19 protein-coding genes are annotated in these 18,921 nt (G+C 63.2%); 9 read left to right on the forward strand and 10 right to left on the reverse strand.

Annotation, left to right across the window (positions count from 1 at the left end; all coding sequences use genetic code 11):
- Positions 1–2: 2 nt before the first annotated feature.
- From BKY27_RS00730 to BKY27_RS00740, 3 genes are all read left to right on the forward strand, one after another.
- Positions 3–2,069, forward strand: coding sequence for a hypothetical protein (locus tag BKY27_RS00730; protein WP_071672500.1), 2,067 nt, complete (start codon positions 3–5; stop codon positions 2,067–2,069).
- A gap of 67 nt (positions 2,070–2,136) precedes the next feature.
- Positions 2,137–3,042 (forward strand): aminotransferase class IV, encoded by a 906-nt coding sequence (locus BKY27_RS00735; RefSeq protein ID WP_071672501.1) that lies wholly within the window; start codon positions 2,137–2,139, stop codon positions 3,040–3,042.
- 165 nt (positions 3,043–3,207) lie between these two features.
- Complete coding sequence (locus BKY27_RS00740; RefSeq protein WP_071672502.1) at positions 3,208–3,621, forward strand: SET domain-containing protein; 414 nt, start codon at positions 3,208–3,210, stop codon at positions 3,619–3,621.
- A gap of 66 nt (positions 3,622–3,687) precedes the next feature.
- Here BKY27_RS00740 and polA read toward each other — a convergent pair whose 3' ends face one another.
- From polA to BKY27_RS00765, 5 genes are all read right to left on the reverse strand, one after another.
- Positions 3,688–6,489 (reverse strand): DNA polymerase I, encoded by a 2,802-nt coding sequence (gene polA, locus BKY27_RS00745; protein WP_071672503.1) that lies wholly within the window; start codon positions 6,487–6,489, stop codon positions 3,688–3,690.
- Between the two features lie 65 nt (positions 6,490–6,554).
- Complete coding sequence (trhA, locus tag BKY27_RS00750; RefSeq protein ID WP_233491749.1) at positions 6,555–7,256, reverse strand: PAQR family membrane homeostasis protein TrhA; 702 nt, start codon at positions 7,254–7,256, stop codon at positions 6,555–6,557.
- 51 nt (positions 7,257–7,307) lie between these two features.
- The gene (locus BKY27_RS00755) at positions 7,308–7,493 is read right to left on the reverse strand and encodes a zinc-finger domain-containing protein (RefSeq protein ID WP_071672504.1); all 186 of its coding nucleotides are present in this window, start codon (positions 7,491–7,493) and stop codon (positions 7,308–7,310) included.
- 130 nt (positions 7,494–7,623) lie between these two features.
- On the reverse strand, positions 7,624–8,007 hold the full coding sequence (locus BKY27_RS00760) for an HIT domain-containing protein (protein ID WP_071672505.1): 384 nt from the start codon (positions 8,005–8,007) through the stop codon (positions 7,624–7,626).
- Between the two features lie 11 nt (positions 8,008–8,018).
- Complete coding sequence (locus BKY27_RS00765; RefSeq protein ID WP_071672506.1) at positions 8,019–9,596, reverse strand: DUF5928 domain-containing protein; 1,578 nt, start codon at positions 9,594–9,596, stop codon at positions 8,019–8,021.
- Between the two features lie 134 nt (positions 9,597–9,730).
- On the opposite strand from BKY27_RS00765, the gene BKY27_RS00770 reads away from it, so the two are divergent.
- Together BKY27_RS00770 and BKY27_RS00775 are read left to right on the forward strand one after the other, a co-directional pair.
- Complete coding sequence (locus BKY27_RS00770) at positions 9,731–10,549, forward strand: sulfotransferase family protein (RefSeq protein WP_071672507.1); 819 nt, start codon at positions 9,731–9,733, stop codon at positions 10,547–10,549.
- Between the two features lie 60 nt (positions 10,550–10,609).
- Positions 10,610–11,029, forward strand: coding sequence for an OsmC family protein (locus tag BKY27_RS00775; protein ID WP_071672508.1), 420 nt, complete (start codon positions 10,610–10,612; stop codon positions 11,027–11,029).
- Here BKY27_RS00775 and BKY27_RS00780 read toward each other — a convergent pair.
- A complete protein-coding gene (locus BKY27_RS00780; RefSeq protein ID WP_071672509.1) occupies positions 11,026–11,628 on the reverse strand; it encodes a TetR/AcrR family transcriptional regulator in 603 nt (200 codons plus the stop codon). The two genes, BKY27_RS00775 and BKY27_RS00780, sit on opposite strands and share 4 nt — an antisense overlap.
- 74 nt (positions 11,629–11,702) lie before the next feature.
- Between BKY27_RS00780 and BKY27_RS00785 the strand changes: the two genes are divergently transcribed.
- Complete coding sequence (locus tag BKY27_RS00785; protein WP_071672510.1) at positions 11,703–12,026, forward strand: darcynin family protein; 324 nt, start codon at positions 11,703–11,705, stop codon at positions 12,024–12,026.
- 52 nt (positions 12,027–12,078) lie between these two features.
- On the opposite strand, the gene BKY27_RS00790 is transcribed toward BKY27_RS00785, so the two are convergent.
- Positions 12,079–13,071, reverse strand: a complete 993-nt coding sequence (locus tag BKY27_RS00790) for an adenosine kinase (protein WP_071672511.1) — start codon at positions 13,069–13,071, stop codon at positions 12,079–12,081.
- Complete coding sequence (gene nth / locus BKY27_RS00795; RefSeq protein WP_071672512.1) at positions 13,068–13,712, reverse strand: endonuclease III; 645 nt, start codon at positions 13,710–13,712, stop codon at positions 13,068–13,070. Before nth ends, BKY27_RS00790 begins: the two co-directional genes overlap by 4 nt.
- A gap of 111 nt (positions 13,713–13,823) precedes the next feature.
- Between nth and BKY27_RS00800 the strand changes: the two genes are divergently transcribed.
- The 3 genes from BKY27_RS00800 to BKY27_RS20705 all read left to right on the forward strand — a co-directional run bounded on the left by BKY27_RS00800 (position 13,824) and on the right by BKY27_RS20705 (position 16,291).
- Positions 13,824–14,678: a methylated-DNA--[protein]-cysteine S-methyltransferase gene (locus BKY27_RS00800; protein WP_071672513.1), complete on the forward strand. Its 855-nt coding sequence runs from the start codon at positions 13,824–13,826 to the stop codon at positions 14,676–14,678.
- Positions 14,679–14,798: 120 nt separating this feature from the next.
- On the forward strand, positions 14,799–15,455 hold the full coding sequence (locus BKY27_RS00805; protein WP_071672514.1) for an OmpA family protein: 657 nt from the start codon (positions 14,799–14,801) through the stop codon (positions 15,453–15,455).
- Positions 15,456–15,523: 68 nt separating this feature from the next.
- Positions 15,524–16,291, forward strand: a complete 768-nt coding sequence (locus BKY27_RS20705; protein ID WP_071672515.1) for an FCD domain-containing protein — start codon at positions 15,524–15,526, stop codon at positions 16,289–16,291.
- A gap of 57 nt (positions 16,292–16,348) precedes the next feature.
- Here BKY27_RS20705 and BKY27_RS00815 read toward each other — a convergent pair whose 3' ends face one another.
- Positions 16,349–17,572: a mandelate racemase/muconate lactonizing enzyme family protein gene (locus BKY27_RS00815; RefSeq protein ID WP_071672516.1), complete on the reverse strand. Its 1,224-nt coding sequence runs from the start codon at positions 17,570–17,572 to the stop codon at positions 16,349–16,351.
- Positions 17,569–18,654: a Zn-dependent alcohol dehydrogenase gene (locus BKY27_RS00820; protein WP_071672517.1), complete on the reverse strand. Its 1,086-nt coding sequence runs from the start codon at positions 18,652–18,654 to the stop codon at positions 17,569–17,571. Before BKY27_RS00820 ends, BKY27_RS00815 begins: the two co-directional genes overlap by 4 nt.
- Positions 18,655–18,921: the final 267 nt, after the last annotated feature.

Here is an 18,921-nt window from a genome sequence, read left to right on the forward strand (position 1 = left end):
CGATGGTGGATGCAATTCTCTTCGATCCGCTGCTGCCTTGGGCGTTGATCTGGTCGCTGGCCGGGGCGGCGCTGCTGGTGTTGGCGCTACAGGTCTGGCGCGGGCTGTCGGGGTGGGCCTTTCGCGCCTTGGCGGCCTTGGCGCTGTTGGCGGCATTGGCCAACCCGTCACTGCAAAGCGAAGAGCGTGCACCGCTATCGGACATCGTATTGATGGTCGTGGACGAAAGCGCCTCTCAGGGCCTGTCGGACCGCCCCGACCAGACCGCCGAGGCCGCCGCCGCCATTCGCCGCAATGTCGCCGATCTGGGGATGGAATTGCGAGAGGCCCGCGTGGGCGACTCGGAGGATAACCAAGGCACACTGGCCATGACCGCCCTCAATGACCTGATGGCCGAGGAACCCCGCGACCGGATCGCCGGGGCCGTAATCGTCACCGATGGCCGCATCCACGATACCGGGCTGGCCCCCGATCTGCCCGCACCGCTACATGCCCTGATCACCGGGCATGACACCGACTGGGATCGCCGCCTGATTATCCGCAATGCCCCGTCCTTCGCCATTCTGGACGAAGAATTTGTGATGACCCTGCGGGTGGAGGATTCCGGCGCGGTGCCCGCCAACACGCCGGGCCGGGCCGAGCTGCGCATCGCCATCGACGGGGGCCCGCCGCAAAGCTACATGGTGCCCATCGGGCGCGATATGGACCTGCCACTGACGCTGCCCCACGCGGGCATGAACGTGCTGCAATTCGACCTGCCCGAGGCCGATGGCGAACTGACCGACCGCAACAATGCCGCCGTGGTGCAGATCAACGGAGTCCGCGACCGGCTGCGGGTTCTGCTGGTCTCGGGGCAACCTCATCCGGGCCAGCGCACATGGCGCAACCTGCTGAAATCCGACCCTGCCGTCGATCTGGTGCATTTCACCATCCTGCGCCCGCCCGATCGCAATGATGGCGTGCCGGTGACCGAGTTGAGCCTTATCGCCTTCCCCACGCGCGAGCTGTTCATGGAGACGATCGACGAGTTCGACCTCGTGATCTTCGATCGCTACCAGCGGCGCGGAATCCTGCCGATGCTCTATCTCGACAACGTGCGGCAATACGTGGAACGGGGCGGTGCCCTGTTGATGGCGACGGGGCCGGAATACGCCACTGCCGCCTCGTTGTTCCGCACGCCACTGGCCGATATCCTGCCGGGCCGTCCAACCGCGCAAGTGTTGGAACAGCCGTTCTTGCCCGAGGTCTCGGATATCGGCCAACGCCACCCGGTGACGGCGGGCCTTGCCCAGACTCACACGCCGCTGCCGGGCAGCGACGATCCGTGGGGCCGGTGGTTGCGCCAGATCGAGGTGACCGAACAGTCGGGCGAGACCGTGATGACCGGCATCGACGGACGCCCCTTGCTGATGCTCGACCGTGTCGGGGACGGGCGCGTGGCGCTCCTGGCCTCGGATCATGCGTGGCTGTGGGACCGGGGTTATGAGGGTGGCGGCCCGCAACTGGAATTGCTGCGGCGTCTGGCCCACTGGATGATGGGCGAGCCGGATCTTGAGGAAGAGGCCCTGCGCGCCGAGGCCGACGGGCAAACCGTTTTCATCACCCGCCAGACATTGTCCGACAGCGTCGGCAGCGTGACCGTGACCTATCCCGATGGGTCCGAGCACCAGATCACGCTGGAACAAGACCGCCCCGGCCGATTTACAGCCGAGGTGACCGGTCCCGACATCGGCCTGTACCGCCTGCGCGAAGGCGATCAGGAGGCCGTGATTGCGCTTGGCCCCGCCGCGCCCCGAGAGTTCGAGCAAACTCTGGCCAGCGGCGAAGACGTGGCCGCCCCGGTTGATGCCCGTCAAGGCGGTATCTTGCGGCTGGAAGAGGGCGTGCCGGACATCCGCCGCGTAAACGAAGGCCGCAACGCCGCGGGACGCGGCTGGATCGGCGTGACACCGCGCGCGGCCTACCTGACCACCGATGTCACGGTGACGCCGCTGATTTCGGCATGGCTGTTCCTTCTGGTCGCCGCAGGCCTGATGCTGGCGGCGTGGCTGCGCGAGGGCCGCAGCTAGGCCCCCTTTCCAAGCTGGACCGTCCCCCGTAGCCTGCCCCTGATCGACCGGTTCAAAGGGGAATACGATGGCTGACCTGTCCAAGGGTGCCGCATGGATGAAGGGCGAAATCCTGCCCATCTCCGAGGCGAAGATCGGCGTCACCGACTGGGGCGTGACGCATTCCGACATCGCCTATGACGTGGTGCCGGTGGTGTCGGGCGGGTTCTTCCGGCTCGATGCCTATCTGGACAGGTTCATGGAGTCGCTGGCGGCGGTCCGCATGGATGTGGGCCTGTCCCGCGCCGGAATCGCCGAGGCCCTGCACCAGATGGTTGCAGCGTCGGGCCTGCGCGACGCCTATTGCGCAATGGTCGCCGCACGGGGTGTGCCGATGATCCCCGGCAGCCGCGACCCACGCGATTGCGGCAATCATTTCTACGCGTGGGCGGTGCCCTATATCCACGTGATAAGGCCCGAGGTGATCGCAGCGGGCGCCAAGCTCTGGATCGCCAAGGACGTGCGCCGCATCCCTGCCGACAGCGTCAACCCCCGCGCCAAGAATTACCACTGGGGCGATTTCACCCAAGGTCTGTTCGAGGCCAAGGACAATGGCTTTGAAACCGTGGTTCTGCTGGACCATCAGGGCAACCTGACCGAAGGCCCCGGCTTCAACATCTTCGTCATCGAAGACGGCATCGTCCGCACCCCCGACACCGGCATTCTGGAAGGTGTCAGCCGCCGCACCGCGCTGGAAATCTGCACTGAAATGGGGCTGGAAACGCGGGTCGAACCAGTGCCGCTCGATCGGCTGTGGTCGGCGGACGAAGTATTCCTGACCTCGTCTGGCGGGGGCATCCTGCCGATTGCGCAGGTCGATGAACGTCTTTTCGGCAACGGCAAACCGGGGCCCTTGGCACCCCGCGCGCGGGACATCTACTGGGACTGGGTGGCGCGCCCGGCCTATCGCACCGAGATCGCCTACCCCGCCTGAGGCCCACCCACGATCACTTCTTCTGTTTCACCGTCGTTGGTCTTTGACAGACTCGCAAAAAGCGCGCTGGCATTCCCACGCGCTGTCTGCCCCGGCGCGGGGCGTTGCCCCAGACCAAGAACATGCCGTATCTGGCAACCCGGCCTCATGACAGGATGCCCCCGCATGATGATGGTGCGCTGCTATCTCGGCCCCTCTTCGATCGAAGGCCTTGGCGTTTTCGCCGCAACGGCAATCCGAAAGGGGGCGTTGGTTCGGGTCCATGACAGTCGCTTCGATGTGACCTATGAAAGGGATGAACTTGGCCGCGTTCCCGCGCATTTCCGCGAGTTTCTGGAACGCTACACCCATGACCATCCCCGCGACGCGGATTATCTCGTGCTCGATTGCGATGAGGCGCGGTTCATGAACCACGCCAACGTGCCCAATGTCGACCTGACCAACCCCGAGCGGGGCGTCGCCGCGCGCGATATCGCTGCGGGTGAGGAATTGACCTGCGACTACGCCCGCGTCACCGGGGGGCGTGTGGTTCTGCGCCCCTCGCGCCACCGGATCGGGCAGGTGATGGCAACCGCCTGAGCGTCGGCGCCCCTCGCGCTTCCCAAGGTATTTAATAAAGAAAAGGGGAAGACTGGGCGCGCATGGTCAATGCGCTTCGGCCCAATTGGCCCCCTGCCCCGCATCGACGACCAGCGGCACCGCCAGTTTGACCGCAGGCTCTGCCGCGCCTTCCATGACCGCGCGGGCGCGTTCGATCAGCGTCTCGGCGGCGGCGTCTTCGACCTCGAAGATCAATTCGTCATGCACTTGCAGCAGCATCTTGGCGGGCAGGTCGGCAATGGCGCTGTCCATGCGGATCATCGCCCGCCGGATCACGTCGGCCGCGGTGCCCTGAATTGGCGCGTTGATCGCGGCCCTGTAGGCAAAACTGGCGCGCGGGCCCTTGGCGTTGATCTCGGGCGTGTGGATCTTGCGGCCAAAGAGGGTCTGCACGAAACCATGGTCCTTGGCGAAGGCCTTGGTCTCGTCCATGTAGGTGCGAATGCCGGGGAAGCGTTCGAAATACCGGTCGATGAAACCTTGTGCTTCCTTGCGGGGAATGCGCAGATTCCGCGCGAGGCCGAAGCCGGAGATGCCGTAAATCACCCCGAAATTGATCGCCTTGGCCTGCCGCCGCACCTCTGGCGTCATTTCGTCGAGCGGCACGTTGAACATTTCCGACGCGGTCGCCGCGTGAATGTCCTGCCCCTCCATGAACGCCTGTTTCAACTGGTCGATCCCCGCAATATGGGCGAGGATACGCAGTTCGATCTGGGAATAGTCGAGACTGACCAGAACGTTGCCTTTTTCAGCGACGAACGCCTCGCGGATGCGGCGGCCTTCCTCGGTGCGCACGGGGATGTTTTGCAGGTTGGGATCGGTCGAAGCAAGCCGCCCGGTCGAAGCTCCGGCCTGCATGTAAGAGGTATGGACGCGACCGGTCTCGGGGTTGATATGTTCCTGCAAAGCGTCGGTATAGGTCGATTTGAGCTTGCTGAGTTGCCGCCAATCCAGCACCCGCGCCGGCAAGTCGTGCCCCTCGGCCGCCAGATCTTCCAATACATCAGCGCCGGTGGCATAGGCGCCGGTCTTGCCCCTCTTGCCGCCCTCCAGACCCATCTCGTCAAACAGGATCTCGCCCAGTTGCTTGGGACTTCCGACATTGAAGCTGTGGCCAGCAAGCTCGTGGATCTCGGCCTCCAGCCCTGCCATTTTCTGAGCGAAGGCGTTGGACATGCGCGAAAGCGTTTCGCGGTCGACCTTGACGCCATGCCGTTCCATTCGCGCCAGCACCGGCACCAAGGGGCGTTCCAGCGTCTCGTAGACGGTCGTGACCTTTTCGCGGTGCAACTGCGGCTTGAAGCATTGCCACAGGCGCAGGGTGATATCGGCATCTTCTGCGGCATATTTCACCGCGTCTTCGATCTTGACCCGGTCGAAGGTGATCGCGGATTTACCACTGCCGAGCAGGGTCTTGATCGGGATCGGCTTGTGGTCGAGATAGCGGTCCGACAGCGTGTCCATCCCGTGCCCGTGCAGCCCCGCGTGCAACGCGTAAGAGATCAGCATGGTGTCGTCGATCGGCCCCACCTCGACGCCGTAATTGGCGAAGATCTTGGCGTCGTATTTCATGTTCTGACCGATTTTGAGAACGCTTGCATCTTCGAGCATCGGTTTCAGCAGGTCGAGCGCGTCTTGCAGGCCAATCTGCCCCTCGACAAGGGCATCTCCACCGAACAGGTCATCGCCCCCGTCGCGGTGTTGCAGCGGCACATAGCAGGCCTCGCCCGGCACTACCGACAGGCAGACGCCGACCAGATCGGCGGTCATTTCGTCAAGACTGGTGGTCTCGGTATCGACGGCCACATAACCGCTGGCATGGGCCTTGGCGATCCATTCCGACAACCGGGTGGCATCTCGGACACACTCATAACTATCGGGGTCGAAGGGCACGTCCTTCGGCGGATCGCCCGCGCCATCTGCCGGGGCGGCGGCCGGGTCGGGAATCGCGGGGGCCTCCATCCCCAATTGCTTTGCCACCCGATCGGTCAGCGTGCGGAATTCCATCTGCGCGAGGAAGTCGAGCAGCACCTTCGGCTCTGGCTCGCGCAGTTCAAGATCGTCGAGCGAACAGGCCACCGGCGTATGATCGTCCAGTGTGACAAGCTGCTTTGACAGGCGGATCTGGTCGGCGAAGTCGATCAGGGTCTGGCGGCGCTTTGGTTGCTTGATTTCTTCCGCACGATCCAACAGCGTTTCCAGATCGCCATATTCGTTGATCAGCAGGGCGGCGGTCTTGACCCCGATTCCCGGCGCGCCCGGCACGTTGTCGACGCTGTCGCCCGCAAGCGCCTGAACGTCGATCACCTGCTGGGGGCGAACCCCGAACTTGGCCTCCACGCCTTCGGAATCGATACGGGCATTCTTCATCGCGTCGAGCATTTCGACGCCGCCGCCGACAAGCTGCATCAAGTCCTTGTCCGAGCTGATGATGGTGCAACGGCCACCCGCCTCGCGCGCCTGCCGGGCCAGCGTGGCGATGATGTCGTCGGCCTCGTAGTTTTCCAGCTCGATACAGGCGATGTTGAAGGCGCGCGTGGCATCGCGCGTCAGCGGAAACTGCGGCACCAGATCTTCGGGGGCCGGGGGGCGGTTGGCCTTGTATTTATCATACAGGTCGTTGCGAAACGTCTTGCCCGAATAGTCGAAGATGACCGCCACGTGGGTCGGCGCATCATGGCCGGTATTGGCCTCGATCTGCTTGAACAGCATGTTGCAGAATCCAGCCACGGCACCAATCGGCAGCCCGTCCGATTTCCGCGTCAGGGGCGGCAGCGCATGATAGGCCCGGAAGATGAAGGCCGACCCGTCGACCAGATGCAGATGATGCCCTTTTCCGAATGCCATTTTCCGCCCGCGCCTTTGGTTTCCGTGGCCCCCTTCTTAGCGTGGGGGCCGCGCTTTGGCGAGGGTCAGGCAGCCTGTGCTGCGTGCATGAAAACAGCCACGAAAAACACGATCGAGGCGGCGACGACAAAACCGTGCCAGATGGTATTGTGAAAGCGCAGTCCGGGCAGCATCAGAAAGGCCGTGCCAAGGGAATAGAGCGCGCCGCCCACGATCATCAGCACCAGAACCGGCGTCGACAGCATCGCGATCAGGTCACGCCCGCCGATCAGCACCGCCCACCCCATCGCAAGGCAGATGGCCACCCCGGCCCATGTCGGTCTGCGCCGCAGAAGAAAGCTGGCCGCCGTGGCCAGAACCGCAACCGCCCAGATCACGGCGAGAATCGTCAGCCCCGCCCCCGACAGCAACGCGAAAGGCGTATAGGTGCCCGCGATCTTGAGGTAGATGGCCGATTGATCGAACCGCAGCAACAGATCGCGCCATTCCGGCTTCGGCAGATGGTTATAAAGCAAGGACGCCGTCAGCATCCCGATCAGCGTCGCGCCGTAAACAGACACACCCACCGTTCCCAATGCGCCGTCTTCCCAGATCGCCGTCAGCGTGATCAGCACCGGCACCGCCCCGATGGCAAGGGCGATGGCCGCGACGTGAACAATCGCGTCGCTGATCAGTTCGGCACGGCTGTAGAAGCGGCCAGCATGCGGCAGGGGCGTTGGATCGGGTGCATTGGTCATACCAAAGACGTAACGCAGCGGCACGTCCATGCAAGCCCGCCCCGGCGGAACCTGTCAGGATCGGCCAATCGCCGCGCAGAGTCAGCCTTGGGCTTTAGCCGCAACCGAGGCGTGGATGAATTTCTTGTCGCAATAGCCACACTCGACCTCGCCCGTTTCACGGTCGAGCGAGAGCCACACGCGCGGATGGCCAAGCGCCCCTTCGCCGCCATCGCAGGCCACGCGCCAGCTGGTCACAACTTCGGTCTCGGGGGCTTCGATGGTCATTGGGGCTGTCCTTCGCACTCTCAGGGGGCTTGCAACGGGGCCATATTACAAATTGGCCCCAGACGGGCAAGGCCAGAGCGGCCCCGCCCCGCAAAGGCAACCGGGCGGTGAATTGTCGCCAGACCGGCGGTCAATCCGCCTTTTTCAGCATCCGGCCAAGGGGGCGGCCGCTGAGGATGTGCATGTGGTAATGCGGCACTTCCTGCACCCCGGCCTCGCCCGCGTTCGAAATCAGGCGATAGCCCTCACCGCCATCCCCGGGGCGAATCCCGAGGCGCTTGCAGATTTCGTTCACCACGCGAGTAAAGTCCGCGATCTCGGCGTCAGACGCGTCTTCGGCGAAATGGTCATGGGTCACATAGGCGCCTTTGGGGATGACAAGAACATGATGCGGGGCCTGAGGGGCGATATCGTTGAAGGCCAGCGTGTGCGCAGTTTCCAGCACGGTATCATTCGGAATTTCGCCGCGCAGGATCTTGGCAAAGATATTCTGGTCGTCATAGGCGTAGGCCATCAAGGCGCTCCTCAGTCGTCAAACAGGTATGGGGTTTCGGCGATCTCGCGCGCCGTGTCCATGTCGATGTTGAAGTATTCGGCCAACACGGCGGCGTTCTCGTCGACGCTGCGCGACTCGGCGATCCGGAAATGCTTGTCAAAGCCGGCCTCGCGGATGCGGACGGTTTCATAGTCGAACTCGTATCGCAGGGTCGGCAGAAGCTGCTCGATCACCTCGGGCGGCGTGTCCTCGTGGGCCAGCCCCACCCGGTGCGCGTGCCCGATCAGGTAAGCGTCGTCGAACCGGCACTGGATTTCGAGGATGCGGTTGTTGGACCGGTCCGACATGAAATCGCGCATGAGATCGACATTGTTGGGGTCAAGGCAGATCATCAGCCGGTCTTCCCCGTAATAGTCGAACAGCAGCCGCATCACCGCCTTGCGGTGTCGGTTGCGCTTTTCCAGCGTGCGTTCCAGTCCGCCCAGATGGGGCACGTGGCAATTGCCCTCGTCGAACATGTACTCCAAGCCCCGCGTCCGCGTGACCCGCATCGCGGTGGCAAGCAACCGCTTGGCGACGTGCCATTTCTTGCACACGACCATCAGCAGCTCGCGTTCCTGCCCAAGGGTGCTTTCGCTTTCCCAGAACCGCGGAGCAAAGCGACGACCGATACGACCGCGACCGGTCAGGAATTCATGCAGCTTCTTGCCCTCGCCCGACACCACGAAATCCTGCCGCTCCGAGGCCCACAACTCGCCCAACCGTTCCTTCAACTCGGTCGATTCCGGGCTGATCTTGCGTGCGAAGAGGAAATCCTGACTCAGCAACAGGTCATAGTGGTCGTTGTAGAAAGTCACCGGCATCCCGTAGTCGGTAAACATCAGGAAGGTCAGCGTGCGCGTCTCGATCTCGCGTTCAGGCACCAGGTGGCGCACGAGGGTCTGAAAGAAGGTTTCATCCGGAATCCACGTCGTGCGGAAAAAGCGGGTCACGTCGGGGCGTTTGCGGCAAAAGGCCATCACCTTTTCGATGGTTTCGCGGCGCAGACACCACCATTGGCTGCCGATCATGATCTCCAGATCATCGGGGATCGCCCGTTCCAGCCCAAAGCGCCGCTGCACATCCATCATCCAGTAGAACAGCGCCTTGTTCTTGCGTTCGTTGATGTAGTGCCGATACACCAGCCGCTCTTTCCGCATCCCGGTCTTGATCCAGCCCGAGGTGAAGAAATCGAAGCTTTCGATATAATCCTTGTCCTGCCTGTCGAGGAAATCATGCGCATAAGCCGCCGATTTGATCGCGTTGCAGTCACCGGACAGCATGTAGAAATGGCTGGCATCGGGAAAGGCCTTGAAGGCCGCCTCGACCGCGTTCAGCGTGGCCTGCACAAGGCTCCACTCGCCCCATCCGCACTTGATCCTCTTGGCGGCGAAGGTCACGTTGGGATTGTCGTCCAGCGCCTGTCGAATCTGCGCATAGGCCGCGGCACCGGAGCGGGCATCGAAATGGATCGAAATGCAGTCGCCGGCAGCCGTCAGCCGACGGGCCTGAAGAACGATGGCTTCAGGATCTTTGTGGCACAATAGGATAAAGGCAATCTTTGCCATACGCGAAACAGCCGCCCCAAACTTTCCTTATTGTAGTGCCATTACCGCTGAATTGCGGGTAAAGACAGACTAGATGTTCGGCAAAGGTGGATCAATCCACTGCTGACGAGGCGAAATTGAGGAGAACGACCAGAATGGGTTTCCCGGGAACGTGGATGACAGACAGCCAGAGTGTCGTCTATCGGGTGGTTCCGAAATGTGCCTGCTCGACGATCGGGCAGATCATGTACTACTCCGACAACGGCACTTTTTTCGACGGTGACATCCACGATGCGACCGGCGGCATGCACAAATGGGCGTTCGAGCATTCGCAGCCGCTGATCGAGGCGAATGTGCGGGGGCATACATCCTATTCCTTTTCCTGCGTGCGCAATCCCTACACGCGCATCCTGTCGAGCTTTTTCGACAAGATTTGCGGCATCCAGAGGAACGGCAAACGCTATCGCGGCAACCTTGTGCCACTGTTGATCCAGAAATACGGCATCGAGGTGGGGGGCGAGGACGGCAAGGGCGAGTTCGACCAGATCGCCAGTTTTCGCCGTTTCCTGCTGTTTACCCGTGACACCATCCGATGGCGCCGTCCGATGGACCCGGACATCCACTGGTCGGCCATGTCGGGCCATATCTCGACTTTCATCGTCAATGGCGGGCGCTACGACAAGATCTTCTGGACCGAGAAGTTCAACGAGGGGATGCAGGGCGTGCTCGACAATATCGAGACCAAGCATCCGATAGATCTGGACCAGATTCCGCGCTTCAACGAATCCGAAGGCCATGGGCCCAAGCGCGCGCACCCGGTCGAGGACTATTTCGACGACCTGTCGATGCATCTGGTCTACGAAATCTACAAGAAGGACTTTCAGCTCTTCAAATACGACTTCGAGAACCCCGCCAACAAGATGCCGGTGGGTGAGATCGACCTTGACGAGGTTCACGCGAAACTGGGCGATTGACCCTGTGACAGCGGCGCGCCCCTGCTGTATGAGGCGCCGAACGCAGACAGGAGCAGCCCCATGAAAGCACGCGTCAAATGGGCCGAGAACCGGACCTTTATCGGAACCTCCGGCACCGGTCACAAGATCGTCTTCGGCACCAAGGAAGAGGATGGCACCACCCCCGGTCCCAGCCCGATGGAACTGGTGCTGATCGGCACCGGAGGCTGTTCGGCCTATGACGTGGTGTCGATCCTCGAAAAGGGGCGAGAGCCGGTCGAGGATGTGGTTGTGGAACTCGACGCCGATCGCGCCGATGCAACGCCCGCCGTCTTCACCCGCATCCACATGCATTTCATCGTGACGGGACGGGGCGTGACCCCTGCCAAGGTCGAACGCGCCATTCAGCTATCGGTCGAGAAATATTGCTCGGCCTCGGCGATGATGGCCAAGACAGCCGAAGTCACCCATGATTTCGAAATCGTGGACAGCGCCGCCTAAAGCCCCAGATACCCGTGCACCGCGCGGACAGCGCGGGCGATAACAAAATCCAGATCGGTTTCGCCCGCGCGCGCGGCCTCGTCCGTGATGCCCTTGGTGATCGCGGCCAGATCCTGTGCGGCAACGGTCGGGCCCGGCACCCCCCGGTCGGCCAACGCCGCAGCCAGAAGGTCGCGCAACTGCGCCTCGATCCTGGCGGTTTCCGGATCACCCGGAAGTTCCAGTTCGACCTGTTCCAGAACCCGCGCCAAGTCCGGCGCTTGCGCATGATGGCGTACGCTGGCGCGGATCAGTGCCTCGGTCAGTGCCCGTAGGTTCAGCCCGCCGCACGCAGCAGCCGCCGCCTCGATATCGGCCAGCATCTCGCGCCGCATACCGCGCAGCAAGTCGGCCAGGATGGCCTCTTTCGACGGGAAATACTGGTAGAGAGATCCGATGCTGACACCCGCCCTCTCGGCAATCCGATTCGTGGTCAGCGCCCCCCGCCCTTGCTCCGTCAAAATATGAGCAGCCGCTTGCAGAACCGCCGCATAGGTGGCCTGCGCCCGCGCCTGACGCGGGGTTTTGCGGGGGGCGATCGGATCGGCGCGGCGGGACATGGAAGGCGAGTTTGAAACCTGAGCAATCCTTCGCATCATGCCGCCAATGTCCGGAATTGCCAAGGAGACACCCCATGCGCATGACCATCTTCTTCCTGCTCAGAACAACGCCCGCTTGGCTGGCCCTGCCGCGTGACGAGCGGGACGCACTGGCCGTGGAATGTCTTGATCGCTGCGGCCTGTCCGACTGCGGCACCGTGCGCCTGTTCGATGCCGAGGCATTCAATGCTGACGTCACCGACATCATGACCGTCGAAACCGATGACCTCGCCGCCTTCTATTTCGCGGTGGAACGGCTGCGCGATACGCCCTTGTTGGCCCACCCCTATTTCGAGGTTCGCACCATCCTGCCCACCGTAGAAGACGGGTTTCGCGCATTCGCTGCAAGCACGACATGACAAGGCCCGCCGGGTCCACCGACGGGCCTTGTCAATCTCCGTGCACAGGGCCTCAGTGCAGGCCCGCTTCCTCGAACACGATGCGCAGCGGGCGCTTGGGGCGCGGGCCGACATGGCCGATCACCTCGGCTGCCGCGGCGACCCCCATCTTGCCGCAGGTCTTCAGATCCTGCCCCGTCGCTAGCCCATAGATAAAACCAGCCGCGAACTGATCGCCGGCGCCTGTTGCATCGACCGGCGTCACCTCGACCACCGGCACATGGATTTCCTGATCGTCCGCGCGGATCACCACCGGGTGGCCCGACCGGGTGCAGACCACCAGCGGGCAAACCATGGCGGCCTCTTGCAGGGCGGTGGACAAATCGCGGGTTTCGTATAGCGACAGCCACTCTTCCTCGTTGCCGATCACGAAATCCATCTCGTCTTCGATCAGTTGCTTGAAGCTTTCACGGTGCCGGTCAACGCAAAACGGATCGGACAGGGTCAGCCCGGCCTGACCGCCCGAATGCCGGCAGGCGGCAGCGGCGGCACGGAAGGCGCTCTTGCCCTTGTCCTTGTCGAACAGGTAGCCCTCAAGGAACAGGTAGCGGGCGTTTTCCATCACGCTCGGGTCCACGTCATCGGACGAGAATTCGGCCCCGGCGCCCAGGTAGGTATTCATCGAGCGCTCGCCATCTGGGCTGACGAAGATCATCGAACGAGAGGTCGGCGACGGGTCGTCATCAGTGGGTGGGTTGGGGAAGGCCGTGCCCTCTTCCACCATCTGTTCAGCATAGAACTGGCCAAGCGGATCGTTCTTGACCCTGCCCACGAAGGCGGTTTCCAGCCCAAGCGTGCCGATCCCGGCCAGCGTGTTCCCGACGGACCCGCCCGGCGCTTGAACACGGTCGCTCATCGACGCGTAAAGCAATTCGGCGCGGTCCCGTTCCACCAACTGCATGATGCCCTTGGTGATGCCCATATTGGCAAGGAAATCATCGGTTCCGTGGGAAATCACATCGACAATCGCATTGCCGATGCCGACCACGTCATATTTCTTGGTCATTCGGTCTTCTCCTCGAAGGCGCAGAGGTCATTGATCAGGCAGGTCGGGCAACCGGGCTTGCGCGCCTTGCATTTGTAGCGGCCATGCAGGATCAACCAGTGATGGGCGTGCTGCTGGAACTCGACCGGAATATTGTCCTCGATAGCGCGTTCCACGGCGTCCACGTTTTTGCCGGGGCAGATGCCAGAGCGGTTGCCGACGCGGAAGATATGCGTGTCGACCGCCTGCGCCGGATAATGCCACCACATGTTCAGAACCACGTTCGCGGTCTTGCGGCCGACGCCGGGCAAGCCTTGCAACGCCGCGCGGCTGGAAGGCACGACACCGCCATACTCCTCGACCAGAATGCGGCTGAGCTTCATCACGTTCTTGGCCTTGTTGCGATAAAGGCCGATCGTCTTGATATGCTCGATGAGGCGTTCCTCGCCAAGGTCCAGCATCTTCTGAGGCGTATCGACGATTTGGAACAGTTTTTCCGTCGCCTTGTTCACCCCAACATCCGTCGCCTGCGCCGACAGCGCCACCGCCACCACCAGCGTGTAGGCATTGGTGTGGTTTAGCTCACCTTTCGGCTCTGGCTCGGCCGCGTGAAAGCGGGCAAAGATCTCATGGATCGTCTGGTAGGGCAGTTGCTTGACCATGGCGCGCGGTATGGCCTGCCCCGTTCCTGCTGGCAAGACCCTCGAAAAGCGCAGGTTTCGGGTCGCATGCAAAAGGTTGCAGGCTTACACCAGAGAGGCAGGAGACAGCCCATGACCGACACGCCCGAAACCGCCTACCATTTTAACGTCGTCCGCCGCGCGCTGGAGGTGATCGACAGCACCCCCGCCCCCGGCCCGTCGCTGGAAGAACTGGCCGCCGCACTGGGGATGAGCCCCGCCCATCTGCAACGGGTGTTTTCCCGGTGGGTCGGCGTCAGCCCCAAGCGCTATCAGCAATACCTGACGCTGGATCACGCCAAGCGGCTCTTGCGCGAGCGATTCACAACGCTGGCCACCGCCAATGAACTTGGCCTCTCAGGCTCGGGACGCCTGCATGACCTGTTCGCAACTTGGGAAGCGATGAGTCCAGGCGACTACGCGCGCAGCGGCGCGGGGTTGGAGATTGCCTGGGGCTGGTATGAAAGCCCCTTTGGCCCAACCCTGATCATGGGCACGGAAAAGGGTATTTGCGGCATCGCCTTCGCCGCCGAAACGGGACCAGAGGCCGCGATGGCCGACATGCTGGCCCGCTGGCCCGAGGCGCGCTTTTCCGAAGACCCGATGGCCTTGAAGCCATGGGCCGACGCGGCGTTTGGCGCGGCACCGGGCGCGGCGCAGCTCTACCTCATCGGGGCGCCCTTCCAGATCAAGGTGTGGGAGGCGCTGCTGCACATCCCGTCCGGCCATGTCACCACCTATTCCGAAATAGCCGAGGCCATCGGCAGCCCCAAGGCCGTCCGCGCCGTGGGCACCGCCGTGGGCCGCAACCCGATCAGTTGGCTGATCCCCTGTCACCGCGCCTTGCGCAAGTCTGGCGGGCTTGGCGGCTATCACTGGGGCCTGCCCGTCAAACGCGCCATGCTGGCGTGGGAAGCGGCGGAAAAGGACGCCCGCGAAAGCGCCTGATCCGTGACCGGCAGGAAATTGCCATTCGGCATTTTTCCGCTGCCGCCGCTGTCAAAGACTGCTAGGGTCGCCCCCGACGCCCGCGACAGACCGGGCCCGGATATTGGGAAAGGCAGCCACATGAAAACCCGCACCCGTTTGATCTCGCTCAGCCTGATTTCAGCCCTCGGCCTTGCCGCCTGTGAACCGGCCTATTTGCAAGATCCGAACCAGAACCGCACCCGCGACGGGGCGGTGATCGGCGGTATGCTGGGGGCCTTCCTTGGCGCAACCGCGGACAACGACAACCGTGGCCGCAATGCCGTGCTGGGCGCGGCGGCAGGGGCCGCCGTGGGCGGGGCTATCGGTTATTCGCTGGACCAGCAGGCCGCCGACCTGCGCGCCTCGATGGCGAACGAGGATATCACCGTCAGCAATCAGGGCGACTACCTGCAAGTGACCATGCCCGACGGCATCCTCTTCGACACAGACAGCGCCTCGATCCGCGCCGGTCTGCAAGCCGACCTGCGCGCCATGGCCCGCAACCTGCAACAATACACCGGTTCGACCGTGGACGTGATCGGACATACCGACAACACCGGATCGGCCGCATACAATCAGGACTTGTCCGCGCGCCGCGCCAATGCGGTTGCCGGCGTTCTACTGGAACAAGGCGTCGATCCCGCCCGCGTCCGCAGCTTTGGCCGGGGCGAGGATCAACCGGTGGCCACCAACCTTACCGCAGAGGGCCGCCAACAAAACCGCCGGGTTGAAGTCATCATTCGCCCAACCCGCTAACGGCACGCTTTTGCTGGACTTCCCTCGATCTGGTCACTTATCTTGACCAATCAGAGGGAGGTCCGCGTATGCCGTTTCAACGCATAGACGCCGAGAAACTGTCGCAATCCGTCGTGCGCCAGATCGAACAGCTGATCTTGCGGGGCATTCTTCGCCCCGGCGAACGGCTGCCATCCGAGCGGGAATTGTCCGAACGCCTTGGCGTGTCGCGCCCGTCGTTGCGCGATGCGATCTCGGAATTGCAGGACCGCGGCTTGCTGTCGACCCGTGCCGGGGCAGGCATCTACGTCGCCGATGTTCTGGGCAGCGCCTTTGCCCCTGCCCTGATCCGCCTGTTTGCCGACCATGACGAGGCAGTGTTCGACTACATCGCCTTTCGCCGCGATCTGGAAGGCGTCGCCGCTGCCCGCGCCGCGACCTCGGCCACCGAAACCGACCTCAAGGTGATCGACACCCTGTTCAGGAAGATGGAGGCCGCGCACACCAAGCGGAACCCGACCGACGAGGCTGAACTGGACGCGCAGTTCCATATCGCCATCATCGAGTCGAGCCACAACGTGATCATGCTGCACATGATGCGCTCGATGTTCGATCTGCTGAAAGAGGGCGTCTTCTACAACCGGCAGGTCATGTTCAAACAGCGCAACACCCGCGATATCCTGCTGGAGCATCACCGCGCCATGAACGAAGCCATTCAGGCCCGCGACCCGGACGCGGCGCGAGAGGCCGTCAGCGACCATCTGACCTTCGTCGAAAATGCCCTCAAGCAGCAAAAGCGGCTGGAACGCAACGAGGGCATCGCCAAGCTGCGCTACGCCCACGAGCAGGAACGCTAAGGCGCGACACCGGCGCACAGGCCTGCCCCCGGCAGGCCCGGGACACGGTGGCCCTTCTTACTCTGGCGAGCCGCCCGCAAAGGCATTGCCGTTCTGCCAGTCGCAAGGTGCATCCTGCATTTCCAGATGCAGCCCGGCCCGATCGCAGGAATGCGCGCGGGCAAGATCTTCGTCGAACGCGATCCCCAGCCCCGGCCCTTCTGGCGCGGGGATGAACCCTTGCTCGACCCGGATGGTGCCACCGATCAGGTCGCGGTGGAACTCGGTCTCGATGGTTTCGACCAGCAGCAGGTTGGGGCAGGTCACGCCCAGATGGATATTCGCCGCCCATTCCACCGGCCCGGCGTAAAGATGCGGAGCGATCTGCGCGCCGAAGGTTTCGGCCAGCGTGGCAATCTTCTTGCCTTCCCAGATGCCACCCGCCCGGCCAAGCGCCGGTTGCAGGATCGTGGCAGCCCCCGCGCGCAGGACATCGGCGAATTCAGCCTTGGTGGTCAGCCGTTCGCCCGTTGCCACTGGAATGCGCACTGCACGGGCCACTTCGGCCATGGCGGCATGGTTGTCGGGCGGGGTCGGCTCTTCGAACCACAGCGGAGAGTAGGGTTCCAGCGCCTGCCCAAGCCGGATCGCGCCGCCGGGGGTGAACTGGCCATGGGTGCCAAAGAGCAGGTCGGCCGTGTCGCCCACGGCCTCTCGGATCGCCTTGCCGAATGCGGCGGAACGGGTGATGTCGGACATCGCGGGCATGTGCCCGCCGCGCATGGTGTAGGGGCCGGCGGGGTCGAATTTCACCGCTGTCCAGCCGCGCGCGACGTAATCGGCAGCGGACTCGGCGGCCATTTCGGGGGAAATCCAGAAGGCCGACGGGTCGTGATGGGCCAGCGGGTAGAGGTAGGAATAGCTCCGCAGCCGCTCGTTCATCTTGCCGCCCAACAGCGCCCATACGGGCCGGTCGCGGGCCTTGCCGAGGATATCCCAACAGGCGATTTCCAGCCCCGCGAAGGCCCCCATGACCGTCAGGTCAGGGCGCTGCGTGAAGCCCGAGGAATAGGTGCGGCGGAACATCCGTTCGATGTTTTCCGGGTTTTCCCCTTCGAAATAGCGCTGGAACACGTCCGCGATCACGGCCTTCATGGCGTCGGGCCCGACCGAAGACGCATAGCATTCGCCATAGCCCACGATTCCGCAGGCCGTGGTCAGCTTGGGCACGATCCAATAGCGCCCCCCCATGCCGGAATTGGGCGGCGCAATCACAAAGATTTCAAGGCCTTGCAGCTTCATGACAGCACGATCACGTTGCGGCGGGCATGGCCCGTCTTGGTGTCGGCAATGGCCTCGTTGATCTGGTCCAACCGCCAGCGGTTCGAGATCAGTTCATCCAGTTTCAAGCGGCCCTGGCTGTACATGTCGACCATCCACGGGATGTCGCGCGGCAGCACCGCATCCCCCATCTTGGAGCCTTTCATCCCCTGCCCCACGGCAGCGATGATCACTGGCTCGTATTCCGCGACGGCCCCGCTATGGGGCATTCCGACCGCGTACATCATGCCACCACGGGCAAGGAACCGCAGCGCTTGGTCGTAGGCCGGGATCGCGCCGACCGTCACGAAAACCGCATCGGCCATCTTGCCGCCGGTGATGCGGTCGATCTCTTTCCACGGCTTCTCGACACTGCCCAGCACACCGTCAGTTGCGCCGAAGTCCTTGGCATCGTTCAGTTTTTCTTCCGACAGGTCCACCGCGATAACGCGGGACGCCCCGGCAATGCGCGCGCCCTGAATGGCGTTGAGGCCAACCCCGCCCGCGCCGATCACCACCACGTTCTGACCGGGGCGGACCTGCGCCGTGTTCACCACGGCCCCGACGCCGGTGATGACGCCGCAGGCCAGCAGGCTGGCCACATCCGAGGGCATGTCGTCGGGCAAGGGCGCGAGCTGGCTTTGATGGACTACGGCGGCCTCGGCGAACGCGCCGCATTCCATGGCCTTCTCGACGGGGCTGCCATCGGTCAGGCGAATGGCCGGTTCCACCGGGGCATTGCCGCTGCAATAAACCGGCGAACCGCTGGCACAAGACCCGCAGGTTCCACAAGACTTTATCAATGTTACCAGCACCTTCTGCCCGACCGTATAGGCCGTGACCCCCGGACCAACGGCCGCGATGCGGCCCGCCGCCTCGTGGCCGTAAACGGCGGGCAGGGTGCCGCCCCAGCCGCCGTCGATATAAGAAATATCCGAGTGGCAGATGGCGACGGCGTCGAGGCGCACCTCGACCTCGCCCTGACCGGGCGCGCGCAAGTCGATATCTTCGATCTTCAGGGCCTCGCCGAAGGCGTGGCAGACGGCGGCTTTTACTCTTGTCATCCGTCGAGTCCTCCCAATGTCTTTGGGCCAGACTGCGAGCGGCGCGCGGGCGACGCAAGGCCCTGAAGCGGCAAAATTTCTGTTCCGTAGCGACATTCCGCAGGGGGCATTTCAGGGGGGGTGCCGGGCGTACACCCCCCGTACACCCCCTGTACACCACCCGTGCAGACAAAATCGCGGGATCGCCGCCTGACGGCGGTGACCGGACCGGGGGCGCTGCCCACGATGTTTATGGAACAACGAAGATCGGGGCGGGGGTTGCGGGCG

It is taken from the genome of Nioella nitratireducens, assembly GCF_001879715.1.
Classification (GTDB): domain Bacteria; phylum Pseudomonadota; class Alphaproteobacteria; order Rhodobacterales; family Rhodobacteraceae; genus Nioella; species Nioella nitratireducens.